The 12,510-nt window shown below is 42.0% G+C and carries 11 protein-coding genes and 1 other RNA gene; all 12 read left to right on the top strand.

Going from position 1 to position 12,510, the window contains the following annotated elements; translation table 11 throughout:
• Positions 1-4: 4 nt before the first annotated feature.
• The gene (locus CCK98_RS27805) at positions 5-268 is read left to right on the top strand and encodes a glutaredoxin family protein (RefSeq protein ID WP_088090565.1); all 264 of its coding nucleotides are present in this window, start codon (positions 5-7) and stop codon (positions 266-268) included.
• A gap of 128 nt (positions 269-396) precedes the next feature.
• Positions 397-1,419 carry a sugar-binding transcriptional regulator gene (locus CCK98_RS27800; protein ID WP_088089554.1) on the top strand — a complete coding sequence of 341 codons (1,023 nt, stop codon included), beginning with the start codon at positions 397-399 and terminating at the stop codon, positions 1,417-1,419.
• 53 nt (positions 1,420-1,472) lie between these two features.
• Positions 1,473-2,480 carry a type I glyceraldehyde-3-phosphate dehydrogenase gene (gap, locus tag CCK98_RS27795; RefSeq protein ID WP_088089553.1) on the top strand — a complete coding sequence of 336 codons (1,008 nt, stop codon included), beginning with the start codon at positions 1,473-1,475 and terminating at the stop codon, positions 2,478-2,480.
• Between the two features lie 154 nt (positions 2,481-2,634).
• Complete coding sequence (gene pgk, locus CCK98_RS27790; protein ID WP_088089552.1) at positions 2,635-3,819, top strand: phosphoglycerate kinase; 1,185 nt, start codon at positions 2,635-2,637, stop codon at positions 3,817-3,819.
• A 209-nt stretch (positions 3,820-4,028) separates the two neighbouring features.
• Positions 4,029-4,790, top strand: a complete 762-nt coding sequence (tpiA, locus tag CCK98_RS27785; RefSeq protein WP_088089551.1) for a triose-phosphate isomerase — start codon at positions 4,029-4,031, stop codon at positions 4,788-4,790.
• Positions 4,783-6,315: a 2,3-bisphosphoglycerate-independent phosphoglycerate mutase gene (gpmI, locus tag CCK98_RS27780; RefSeq protein WP_088089550.1), complete on the top strand. Its 1,533-nt coding sequence runs from the start codon at positions 4,783-4,785 to the stop codon at positions 6,313-6,315. Before tpiA ends, gpmI begins: the two co-directional genes overlap by 8 nt.
• 38 nt (positions 6,316-6,353) lie before the next feature.
• Complete coding sequence (gene eno, locus CCK98_RS27775; RefSeq protein WP_088089549.1) at positions 6,354-7,652, top strand: phosphopyruvate hydratase; 1,299 nt, start codon at positions 6,354-6,356, stop codon at positions 7,650-7,652.
• Between the two features lie 145 nt (positions 7,653-7,797).
• Entirely contained in the window at positions 7,798-8,031 is a 234-nt protein-coding gene (gene secG / locus CCK98_RS27770) for a preprotein translocase subunit SecG (protein ID WP_088089548.1), read from the top strand.
• Positions 8,032-8,166: 135 nt separating this feature from the next.
• A complete protein-coding gene (locus tag CCK98_RS27765) occupies positions 8,167-8,913 on the top strand; it encodes a carboxylesterase (RefSeq protein WP_088089547.1) in 747 nt (248 codons plus the stop codon).
• A gap of 26 nt (positions 8,914-8,939) precedes the next feature.
• Entirely contained in the window at positions 8,940-11,306 is a 2,367-nt protein-coding gene (rnr, locus tag CCK98_RS27760; protein WP_088089546.1) for a ribonuclease R, read from the top strand.
• A gap of 92 nt (positions 11,307-11,398) precedes the next feature.
• The gene (gene smpB, locus CCK98_RS27755) at positions 11,399-11,866 is read left to right on the top strand and encodes an SsrA-binding protein SmpB (protein WP_088089545.1); all 468 of its coding nucleotides are present in this window, start codon (positions 11,399-11,401) and stop codon (positions 11,864-11,866) included.
• Positions 11,867-12,058: 192 nt separating this feature from the next.
• Positions 12,059-12,393, top strand: a transfer-messenger RNA (tmRNA) gene (gene ssrA / locus CCK98_RS27750).
• Positions 12,394-12,510 lie beyond the last annotated feature (117 nt).

The following is a 12,510-nucleotide window of genomic DNA, read 5'->3' as shown; positions in this document are numbered from 1 at the left end:
AACGATGGAGCAAACAACAATCACATTATATACAAGGAAAAGCTGCCCGCTATGTGACAAGGCAAAGTCTACTCTTCTAGAGCTAAACAAAGACTGGGAGTTTGCCTTAGAAGAAATTGATATTGAATCCAGTGATGAATTAATCGAACAATACGGTTTAATGATTCCAGTTGTTTATATTGACGGAGTAGAAGCAGGATTCGGTGTAATTAACAAATTTGACATAAGTAACCGTTTGCATGAAAAAAAAACCAATTTTAATAGTTGAAATAGATTTTCACTCCTGTTACAATAAAAAACGTAGCAGGGGTGATTTTTTTTGAATGTAGTGGGACATAATTTGTCTATGGTGGACATTTTGAGACCAACTACATATAATAAAGGAGCATGAGATTCATGCAGTCATTAATCGATATCCAAAAAAGATTATTACCCGACCTCCTGCAGGTCCTACAGAAGAGATATTCTATCCTAAGGTACATTGGTTTTATGCAGCCGGTAGGAAGACGGAGTTTAGCAGTCAGTCTCGGGTATACCGAAAGAGTCCTTCGTGGTGAAGTTGATTTCCTAAGGGAGCAAGATTTAATTTACACGAATAATGTGGGAATGAGTTTAACACCTGAAGGGAAAAATTTGCTTGAAGACTTGGAAGGCTTTATGCGTGAGTTAAAGGGTATTGATGTGATGGAGTTGGAATTGAAGCACAAGCTGGGCATTAAAAAGGTCATCATTGTACCTGGCAATAGTGATGAATCGCCGATGGTAAAAGGTGAGCTTGGCAAGGCAAGTGCTATTTGCATGAAAAAGCTTCTCAGCGGAAAAAATATCATTGCTGTAACTGGCGGTTCAACGATGGCTGCTGTCGCAGAAAGACTATCACCAGAGCTTACCCAAAAGGAATTACTGTTTGTACCAGCAAGAGGCGGAGTAGGCGAGGATGTTCAAAATCAGGCAAATACGATTTGTTCGATTATGTCCAGAAACACCCAATCCAAACATCGAGTGTTCTATGTTCCTGATCAGGTCAGTACAGATATCTACGAATCGCTTATCAGAGAACCTGACATCCATGAAGTATTAAAACTAATTAAATCAGCTAGCATGGTTCTTCATGGAATTGGAGATGCTATCACAATGGCTGAACGGCGAAAAACCAACCCTGAGATTCTAAGTATGCTTGAAAGCAGCAAGGCTGTGGGTGAAGCTTTTGGTTATTATTTTAATGAACAAGGCGAAATTGTTCACAAGGTATTAACGATTGGCCTGCAGTTAGAAGATCTAGTTGGCATTCCAAATGTCATCGCGGTTGCAGGCGGGACTTCCAAGGCTAAGGCCATCAAGGCATACTTAAAACAAGCACCAGCATCGACGATTTTAATCACAGATGAAGGTGCAGCGAGAAAGTTATTAAAAGGGTAAATCCTTTTTAAAAATAAAAAACATCCTTACCCAATTAAAGGAGGAAATTTATCATGTCAGTAAAAGTTGGTATTAATGGATTTGGACGTATCGGTCGTAACGTATTTCGTGCGGCTTTAGGAAATAGCAATGTGGAAATCGTTGCAATTAATGACTTAACTGATGCAAATATGCTTGCACATCTTCTAAAATATGACACTGTTCACGGGACTCTACAAGAAGATGTTACTGTTGATGGCGAATACCTAGTAGTTGGCGGGCACAAAGTGAAAGTTCTTGCAGAACGCGATCCTGCACAATTAGGCTGGGGCGATCTTGGCGTGGACGTAGTTGTTGAATCAACTGGCCGTTTCACAAAACGTGAAGATGCTGCGAAACATCTTGAAGCAGGCGCTAAAAAAGTAATTATCTCTGCACCAGCATCTAACGAAGATATCACAATCGTTATGGGTGTTAATGAAGACAAATATGATGCAAATAACCACCATGTTATTTCAAACGCTTCTTGTACTACAAACTGTCTTGCTCCGTTTGCAAAAGTATTAAATGATACTTTTGGAATCAAACGCGGTATGATGACAACTATTCACTCATACACAAATGACCAACAGATTCTTGACTTGCCGCACAAAGACTACCGTCGTGCACGTGCAGCAGCTGAAAACATGATTCCAACTTCAACTGGTGCTGCAAAAGCAGTTGCTCTTGTTTTACCAGAACTTAAGGGTAAATTAAACGGTATGGCTATTCGCGTTCCAACACCGAACGTTTCTGTCGTTGACTTAGTAGCAGAATTAGACAGAGAAGTAACAGCTGATGAAGTTAACTCTGCATTAAAAGCAGCTGCTGAAGGCCCATTAAAAGGTATTCTAGCATACAGCGAACTTCCATTAGTTTCAACTGATTACAACGGAGCTAAAGTTTCTTCGACAATCGATGCATTATCAACAATGGTTCTTGAAGGCAACATGGTAAAAGTATTATCTTGGTACGATAACGAAGTTGGTTACTCTAACCGCGTTGTTGACCTTGTTGACTACCTTGCACAAAAAGGACTTTAATATATTGGAACGGACGATGATTGGTTTTCAATCATAAGAAGTTGATCATTACAAAGGTTTTCCAAAGGGGAGCGGGGAGTATATGCCCCCCTCCCCTTTTTTTACTGATTTTAGATAATTCATTTTCTTCATACCAAACTTTCGGAGGTCCTTTATGAATAAGAAAACTCTCAAAGATGTCGATGTAAAAGGTAAACGCGTATTTTGCCGAGTGGATTTTAACGTTCCTATGCAGGATGGTGAAATTACGGACGACACGCGGATTCGTGCGGCATTGCCAACGATTCAATACTTAGTGGAACAAGGTGCGAAAGTGATTTTAGCCAGCCACTTCGGCCGTCCAAAAGGAAAAGTAGTCGAAGAAATGCGCTTAACTCCAGCCGGTGTCAGACTATCTGAACTGCTTGGTAAAGACGTAAAGAAGGCAGATGAAGCCTATGGTGATTCTGTAAACGCGTTGATTGAAACAATGACGGAAGGCGATGTCTTACTGCTTGAAAATGTCCGTTTCTATCCTGGCGAGGAAAAGAATGATCCTGAGTTGGCGAAATCATTTGCCGAGTTAGCTGATGTTTATGTAAACGATGCATTTGGTGCAGCACACCGTGCCCATGCTTCAACTGAAGGTATTGCTCATATTCTGCCAGCTGTTTCAGGTCTTTTGATGGAAAAAGAACTCGATGTACTTGGTAAAGCACTTTCTAATCCTGAACGCCCATTTACAGCGATTATCGGTGGAGCCAAAGTAAAGGATAAGATTGGTGTTATTGAAAATCTTTTAGAATTAGTCGATAACTTAATTATTGGCGGCGGTCTTGCTTATACATTTGTCAAGGCACAGGGCCATGAAGTGGGTAAATCACTGCTTGAAGCAGACAAAATTGATCTTGCAAAATCGTTTATTGAAAAAGCTAAGGCAAAAGGTGTTAATTTCTATATGCCTGTAGATGCCATCGTTGCAGATGATTTCTCAGCAGACGCTAATTCCAAAGTAGTTGCAATTGAGGAAATTCCTGCTGATTGGGAAGCACTTGACATTGGACCGAAAACAGCCGAGATTTATCGTGACGTCATTCAAAAATCAAAACTAGTCATTTGGAATGGACCAATGGGTGTATTTGAAATTGATAAATTTGCTAACGGCACAAAAGCCGTTGCCGAAGCACTTGCTGAAGCAGAAGGTACATATTCAGTTATTGGCGGCGGAGACTCAGCAGCAGCTGTTGAAAAATTCAATTTAGCAGACAAAATGAGCCACATCTCCACAGGAGGCGGTGCATCCCTTGAATTCATGGAAGGTAAAGCACTGCCAGGAGTCGTAGCTTTAAACGATAAATAATTTTTCTAGAAAGAAAGTATAAGTTTTTGAACGAAGAATACTATCTAGCTCCAGCACCCAGCGTCTAGTGGACTTCGCTCTTCTCCCTACGATAAGTCAAGCACGAATGCGCTATCGCTCTCCGTGTTTCCTTTATCTCAGTCGAAGCGCTCCAGTCCATACGCCGCTAAACGGGCGCTTGCGCTTTAATTATGAAAGGATGTGCCAGTATGCGTAAACCAATCATTGCAGGTAACTGGAAAATGAACAAAACACTTTCTGAAGCAAAAAGCTTTGCAGAGGAAGTAAAAGGACTTGTACCTGCTCCAGAAAAAATGGAATCCGTTATTTGTGCGCCTGCTTTATTTTTACAAAGTCTTGTCGAAGTCACACAAGGCAGCAATGTGAAAATTGGAGCTCAAAACATGCACTTTGAAGAAAGCGGAGCATTTACAGGCGAAATCAGCCCGAAAGCACTTGCTGACCTTGAAGTTCAATATGTTATTATCGGACACTCAGAACGCCGGGAAATGTTCAATGAAACAGATGAATCTGTAAACAAGAAAGCTCTTGCAGCCTTTAAATATAATTTAACTCCGATCGTATGCTGTGGTGAAACACTAGAACAGCGTGAAAAAGGTGAAACGAACCAATTAGTTGGAGACCAAGTTGCGAAAGCATTAACTGGTTTAACAGATGATCAAGTGAAACAAACGGTTATTGCCTACGAACCGATTTGGGCGATTGGAACTGGTAAATCTTCCACTTCAGTCGATGCAAATGAAGTTTGTGCCCATATCCGTCAAGTAGTTGCACAACAATTCTCACAAGACGTTGCCGATGCGGTAAGAATTCAATATGGCGGCAGTGTCAAACCAGAAAATATTAAAGAATACATGGCACAACCAGATATTGATGGTGCATTAGTAGGCGGAGCCAGCCTTGAAGCACAATCCTTCTTACAATTACTGGAGGCAGGCAGCTATGAGTAAATCTCCAGTTGCTCTCATCATCCTTGATGGTTTTGGATGCAGGGGCGAAACAAAAGGGAATGCTGTCGCACAATCGAAAAAACCTAATTTTGATCGGTTTTGGAGCGAGTATCCACATTCTCATTTAACAGCTTCAGGTGAGGCAGTCGGTCTTCCAAAAGGTCAAATGGGTAACTCAGAGGTTGGTCACTTGAACATTGGTGCCGGTCGAATTGTTTACCAAAGCTTAACACGAGTGAATATTGCCATTCGTGAAGGTGAATTTGAAAAAAATGAAACCTTTACAGATGCAATGGAGCACGTGAAGAAAAATGGAACAGCCCTTCATTTATTCGGATTATTGTCAGACGGCGGTGTTCACAGCCATATTCAACATATGTTCGCTCTGCTGAAACTAGCAAAAGAAGAAGGCGTCGAAAAGGTATACGTGCATGCATTCCTTGATGGCCGCGATGTCGGTCAGAAAACAGCAGCTAAATTTATTCAACAGACACTTGATAAAATGAAGGAATACGGTGTGGGTGAATTTGCTACGATTTCAGGGAGATACTACTCTATGGACCGTGATAAGCGCTGGGAGCGTGTCGAGAAATCCTACCGTTCCATGGTCTACGGTGATGGCCCTGCCTATACGAATCCATTAGAAGTGGTTGAGGATTCTTATTCTCATGGAATTTTTGACGAATTCGTCATCCCATCTGTCATCACAAAAGAAGATGGCCAGCCGGTTGCAACGATTAAGACCAATGATGCTGTTATTTTCTATAACTTCCGTCCGGACCGGGCAATTCAGATATCAAATACATTTACAAATGAAGACTTCCGCTCCTTTGACCGTGGGCCGAAGCATCCGAAAGATTTATTCTTCGTGTGCTTAACCCACTTCAGTGAATCAGTGGATGGCTATGTCGCCTTTAAACCGACGAACTTAGACAACACCATTGGTGAAGTCTTATCGCAAAATAATATGAAGCAATTAAGAATTGCCGAAACCGAGAAATACCCGCATGTCACGTTCTTTATGAGCGGCGGACGTGAAGAAAAGTTCCCTGGTGAAGAGCGGATCTTAATCAACTCTCCGAAGGTGGCAACCTATGATCTTCAACCTGAAATGAGTGCTTACGAAGTGACTGACGCACTCCTAAAAGAAATTCAGGCGGACAAGTTTGATGCTATTTTACTTAATTTCGCGAATCCAGACATGGTGGGGCATTCAGGCATGCTTGAGCCAACGATTAAAGCGATTGAAACCGTCGATGAATGTTTAGGAAAAATCGTTGATTTAATTCTTGAAAAAGGCGGATCTGTGATTATCACCGCTGACCATGGGAATGCTGATGAAGTGATCACACCTGAAGGCGAGCCAATGACAGCACATACGACAAATCCAGTGCCGGTAATTGTGACGAAACAAGGAATTCAATTGCGTGATGGCGGTATCCTTGGGGATTTGGCGCCAACTATGTTAGACTTATTAGGTCTTGAAAAGCCAGCCGAAATGACTGGGACATCATTAATAAAGTAAACGAAAAAACAATTTTATTTTTAAGGAGAGATTTTTAAATGCCATTTATTGCAGATGTATACGCTCGTGAAGTATTAGATTCCCGTGGTAACCCTACTGTTGAGGTTGAAGTATTTACTGAATCAGGTGCGTTTGGACGCGCGATGGTTCCAAGTGGAGCTTCTACTGGTGAATATGAAGCCGTCGAACTACGTGACGGAGACAAAGAACGTTACCTTGGTAAAGGTGTACTAAAGGCAGTGGACAACGTAAACGAAATTATCGCTCCACATCTTGTTGGCGAAGAATTCAGCGTTCTTGACCAAGTTTCTGTTGACCAAGCTTTAATCGAACTTGATGGAACAGAAAATAAAGGTAAACTAGGTGCCAACGCAATCCTAGGTGTATCCATGGCGGTTGCTCATGCAGCAGCTAATTACTTAGATATTCCTTTATATCAATACCTTGGCGGATTCAATTCTAAGCAGCTTCCAGTGCCAATGATGAACATCGTTAACGGCGGAGAGCATGCTGATAACAACGTAGATATTCAAGAATTCATGATTATGCCTGTTGGTGCTCCAAACTTTAAAGAAGCGCTTCGTATGGGTGCAGAAATTTTCCATACGTTAAAGTCTGTTCTTAAAGGCAAAGGCCTTAACACTGCTGTTGGTGACGAAGGCGGTTTTGCTCCAAACCTAGGATCAAACGAAGAAGCTCTTCAAACCATTGTTGAAGCAATCGAAAAAGCTGGCTACAAGCCAGGTGAAGAAGTTATGCTTGCTATGGATGCAGCATCTTCTGAGTTTTACAACAAGGAAGATGGAAAATACCATCTTGCTGGCGAAGGTGTTGTGAAGACTTCTGCAGAAATGGTTGATTGGTACGAAGAACTTTCATCTAAATACCCAATCGTTTCAATCGAAGACGGTTTAGATGAAAATGACTGGGAAGGTCACAAGCTATTAACTGAACGCCTTGGTAAAAAAGTTCAATTAGTAGGTGATGATTTATTTGTTACCAATACACGTAAACTTGCAGAAGGTATTGAAAAAGGAATCGGTAACTCCATCCTGATCAAAGTTAACCAAATTGGTACCCTTACTGAAACATTTGATGCGATTGAAATGGCAAAACGCGCTGGATACACAGCTGTTATCTCCCACCGTTCTGGTGAAACAGAAGACAACACCATTGCTGACATCGCTGTTGCTACAAATGCTGGTCAAATCAAGACTGGTGCGCCATCTCGTACTGACCGTGTCGCAAAATACAACCAATTGCTTCGCATTGAAGACCAATTAGGTGAAACAGCTCAATACTTAGGGAAGAAAACATTCTATAACCTAAGCAAATAATTTTTCACGATATCAAAGGCGCACATTTTCGGATGTGTGCCTTTTTAATCATTCCATAAGACACAATAACGACTATTGTTTTAAGAGAGGAAATATGATAGATTTAATATACTGTGAATTGTACGTCTAACAGGAGGTGGCCTTTATGCATACATTAGTTGTAATCTTATTAGTAATTGTAAGTATCGGACTTATTGGTGTTGTTATACTTCAATCAGGTAAAAGCGCTGGATTATCAGGTGCCATTTCAGGTGGTGCTGAATCACTATTCGGCAAGCAAAAAGCAAGAGGACTTGACTTGATTCTACATCGTATTACGATTGTATTAGCAGTATTATTTATCCTGCTTTCTATCGCAGTAACTTACTTTAAAATCTAATTAATTACACTCAAACCTGGCCTCAAGCGCCAGGTTTTTTGTTTGTTTCATAAAAACATAAGCTTTTTTCTGGAATGTTCACCATTGCTTTGTTAAAACTAAACCAAATGAATTGAAATTAAGGGAGTTTTTATCATGAAGGTTGCTACACCTAAGCCATTTACTTTCAAAGGAGGAAAAAGAGCTATACTCCTCTTACATGGCTTTACCGGAAATTCAGCGGATGTTCGCATGCTAGGACGTTTTTTAGAAAAAAAAGGCTACACTTGTCATGCACCACACTACAAAGGTCATGGAGTTCCACCCGAAGAGCTTGTTCACACAGGACCAACGGATTGGTGGCAGGATGTGATAAATGGATATGAGTTTTTAAAAAATCAAGGTCACTCAGAAATAGCCGTGGCGGGATTATCACTTGGTGGCGTATTTTCCTTGAAATTGGGTTACACTGTACCTATAAAAGCCATTATACCGATGTGCGCACCGATGCATATAAAAAGTGAAGAGGTCATGTACGAAGGAATTCTCGATTATGCCCGTGAATTTAAAAAACGTGAAGGAAAAACAGACGAGCAAATCGAAATGGAAATGAATGAGTTTAAGAAAACACCAATGAAAACGTTAAATGCCCTACAGGCACTAATCGCAGATGTACGTGAAAATGTGGATATGATTTATGCGCCAACGTTTGTCGTTCAGGCACGTCATGACAAAATGATAAACACAGAAAGTGCCAACATTATTTACAATGGAATCGAATCAGTTGTGAAGGAACTGAAATGGTATGAAGAATCCGGTCATGTGATCACGCTCGACAAAGAACGGGAACAATTACATGAGGATGTCTATACCTTTTTAGAAAAGCTCGACTGGCGCGATTAACAAAGCACCCACAAAGGAGGATTAGTTTGGAAGATAATATACAAAAGCATATTGATAAGGTTTTACAATATATGAAGGATGAAGCATACAAACCATTAACCGTGCAGGAACTTGAAACAGCCTTTGGCATCCAGGATTCTAGTGATTTTAAGGAGTTTGTGAAAGCACTCGTGCAAATGGAGGAAAAGGGCTTAGTTGTCAGGACGCGAAGCAACCGTTACGGACTTCCGGAGAAAATGAACTTAATCCGCGGAAAGCTCATCGGTCATGCGAAAGGATTTGCCTTTGTCGCACCAGATGAGCCAGGAATGGATGATATTTTTATCCCGCCAAATGAAACGAACACGGCCATGCATGGTGATATCGTTTTAGCGCGTGTTTCCACTGAAAGCGCAGGGCAGCGCCGGGAAGGAAGTATTATCCGCATCATTGAACGCGGTGTGCAGCAAATTGTCGGAACGTATGTAGAAAGCAAAAGCTTTGGCTTTGTGATTCCGGATGATAAAAAATTTGCGAGTGATATTTTTATTCCCAAGGCAGCGTCCAAAGGGGCAGTCGAGGGACATAAAGTTGTTGTTAAGCTGGTTACGTATCCAGAAGGGCGAAAAAGTGCAGAGGGCGAAGTCATTACCATTCTCGGACATAAAAACGACCCGGGCGTGGATATCCTATCAGTCATACATAAGCACGGCTTACCAATGGCCTTCCCAGACGAGGTGTTAAAACAAGCCAACGAGGTGCCTGACACCATTGATGAAAGTGAATTGGCCAATCGCCGCGATCTTCGAAATGAAACGATTGTCACGATTGACGGGGCCGATGCTAAAGACCTTGATGATGCGGTAACTGTGACAAGGCTTGAGAACGGCAACTATAAGCTTGGCGTCCATATCGCAGACGTCAGCTATTATGTAAAAGAAGGCACTCCAATTGACTTGGAAGCGGAAGAACGGGGTACGAGTGTGTATTTAGTCGACCGAGTTATCCCGATGATTCCCCATCGTTTATCGAATGGAATCTGTTCCTTAAATCCGAAGGTAGACCGGTTGGTACTATCCTGCGAAATGGAAATTACCTCAGAGGGCGCCGTTGTTTCGCATGAGATTTTTCAAAGTGTGATTAAAACAACGGAGCGAATGACCTATCATGCTGTAAATATGATTCTTGCTGAACATGATGAAGAAACGCGAGCTAGATACGTACCGCTTGTACCCATGTTCGAAATGATGGAAGAGTTGGCTGCTATCTTACGAAACAAACGGATGAAGCGGGGAGCGATCGACTTTGATTTTAAGGAATCAAAGGTTCTGGTCGATGAGGAAGGAAAACCAACCGATGTCGTGCTTCGTGAGCGCTCGGTGGCTGAACGATTAATTGAAGAGTTTATGCTTGCCGCCAATGAAACCGTGGCAGAGCACTTTCACTGGATGGAAGTTCCGTTTATTTACCGTATTCACGAGGATCCGAAGGAGGATAAACTGCGTAGATTTTTCGAGTTTATCACCAATTTCGGCTACATTGTAAAAGGGACAGCAAATGATGTCCACCCTAAGGCGCTTCAAGAGATTATTGAAGAGGTTCAAGGAAAGCCTGAGGAAATGGTTGTTTCGAAGGTTATGCTTCGTTCGATGCAGCAGGCCAAATATGATCCAGAAAGTCTTGGACATTTTGGTTTATCAACAGAGTTCTATACCCATTTCACTTCGCCGATTCGCCGATATCCGGATACAATTGTTCATCGTTTAATCCGGACCTACTTAATCGAAGGAAAGCTTGATTCAACCACTCAGGAAAAATGGAATGCTCGCTTACCTGAAATTGCGGATCATTCTTCAAAAATGGAGCGACGCTCTGTGGATGCCGAGCGAGAAACGGACGATTTGAAGAAAGCAGAGTACATGGAGGACAAGATTGGCGAGGAGTATGACGGCATTATCAGCTCTGTCACCAATTTTGGAATGTTTGTGGAGCTGCCAAATACGATTGAAGGCCTCGTCCATGTCAGCTATATGACGGATGATTACTATCGTTACGATGAGCGCCACCTTGCAATGATTGGCGAACGAACCGGAAATGTGTTCCGGATTGGCGATGAAATTACCATTCGAGTAGTAAAAGTCAATAAAGAAGAACGGGCGATTGATTTTGAAATTGTGGGCATGAAGGGTACACCGCGTCGCGAACGATCGGAAACGCCAAAGGTTTTCAGTACGGGCAGCGATACTAAGAAGCCGCGGAGGAATAAACAGCAAGGCGGCGGCGGTCGTGGTCAAGGCGGCAATTCCAATGCCAAGTCTGAAGGCGGCAGCAGTCAAGGTAATAAAGCGAAGAAGAAACGTAAATTTTATGATAATGTGCCAAAAAACAAAAGTACGAAGCGTAAAAATAAATGATAGCGTTGAGGGAGCCTTCCAAGTGGGGCTCTCTTTCAATTGTAGTAGCTACTATATTCTGCTAAAATAAATTTTAAGACGAGGTGAGAAAAATGCCAAAAGGTGAAGGAAAAGTGGTTGCCCAAAACAAAAAGGCTTACCATGACTATTTTATTGAAGAAACCTACGAAGCTGGAATTGTCTTGCAGGGAACAGAAATCAAATCGATTCGGGCCGGAAAAGTAAATCTAAAGGATTCCTATGCACGGATCCAGAATGGAGAAGCCATTCTATTCGGGATGCACGTCAGCCCCTATGAGCAAGGAAATCGTTTTAACCATGACCCATTAAGAACACGGACACTGCTATTACATAAACGTGAAATTAGTAAGTTAATTGGTGAAACAAAGGAAGCAGGTTATTCGCTTGTTCCATTAAAACTCTATTTGAAAAATGGTTTTTGCAAAGTGTTAATTGGGCTCGCAAAAGGTAAGAAGAATTATGATAAGCGTGAATCCTTAAAGCAAAAAGAAGCCAAGCGTGAAATCGAACGGGCCTTCCGTGATCGTCAGAAGATGTAATCTGAATCGTCGGTTGCTTAATTGGAAAATATTTTACAGATACTTACAATTGAAAAATTCCTACAGTGTGTTATAATAAGTTTGTCGCCAAGAGAGCGACAGTAACATTTGCTCAAAGAACATTGTTGAGCTTCCTAACGTCTACAGCTTTAATCTTTAACTAGATTGCAGCTCCTTTTATCATGGGGACGCTACGGATTCGACAGGGGTAGTTTGAGCTTAGGTCGCGAGTCGAGGGGATCGGCCTCGTTAAAACGTCAAAGCCATAACTGGCAAAACTAACAACAACCTCGCTTTCGCAGCTTAATACTGCATAGCGGTTCCTCCCTCCATTGCCCATGTGGTAGGGTAAGGGACTCACTCTAAGTGGGCTACGCCGGATTCCACCGCCTGAGGATGAAGGAAGAGAACAACCAGGCTAGCTGACCGGACGCCGGTCGATAGGCAGAAGAATCAGCGAAACACCAATATATTGACTACACTCGTAGAAGCTTAAGTGGCGATATCTTTGGACGTGGGTTCGATTAGTAATTAGTCGCCTTATGTGGTAACACATAAGTGAAAATTCGGCTTTATCGGTGAAACCTAAGTCACTTCCATGTGATAGGGCAATGCCGAGCGGTATGTGGAGTAATCCAACAGCC

Source organism: Bacillus sp. OV166, from assembly GCF_900177675.1.
Taxonomy (GTDB): domain Bacteria; phylum Bacillota; class Bacilli; order Bacillales; family Cytobacillaceae; genus Neobacillus.
Note: the sequence above shows the minus strand (reverse complement) of the source record. Positions and strands in the feature narration are given on the sequence as shown.

Coding starts and splice junctions, on each gene's coding strand:
- CCK98_RS27805 (WP_088090565.1), top strand. CDS start 5: ATGGAGCAAACAACAATCACATTATATACAAGGAAAAGCTGCCCGCTA.
- CCK98_RS27800 (WP_088089554.1), top strand. CDS start 397: ATGCAGTCATTAATCGATATCCAAAAAAGATTATTACCCGACCTCCTG.
- gap (WP_088089553.1), top strand. CDS start 1,473: ATGTCAGTAAAAGTTGGTATTAATGGATTTGGACGTATCGGTCGTAAC.
- pgk (WP_088089552.1), top strand. CDS start 2,635: ATGAATAAGAAAACTCTCAAAGATGTCGATGTAAAAGGTAAACGCGTA.
- tpiA (WP_088089551.1), top strand. CDS start 4,029: ATGCGTAAACCAATCATTGCAGGTAACTGGAAAATGAACAAAACACTT.
- gpmI (WP_088089550.1), top strand. CDS start 4,783: ATGAGTAAATCTCCAGTTGCTCTCATCATCCTTGATGGTTTTGGATGC.
- eno (WP_088089549.1), top strand. CDS start 6,354: ATGCCATTTATTGCAGATGTATACGCTCGTGAAGTATTAGATTCCCGT.
- secG (WP_088089548.1), top strand. CDS start 7,798: ATGCATACATTAGTTGTAATCTTATTAGTAATTGTAAGTATCGGACTT.
- CCK98_RS27765 (WP_088089547.1), top strand. CDS start 8,167: ATGAAGGTTGCTACACCTAAGCCATTTACTTTCAAAGGAGGAAAAAGA.
- smpB (WP_088089545.1), top strand. CDS start 11,399: ATGCCAAAAGGTGAAGGAAAAGTGGTTGCCCAAAACAAAAAGGCTTAC.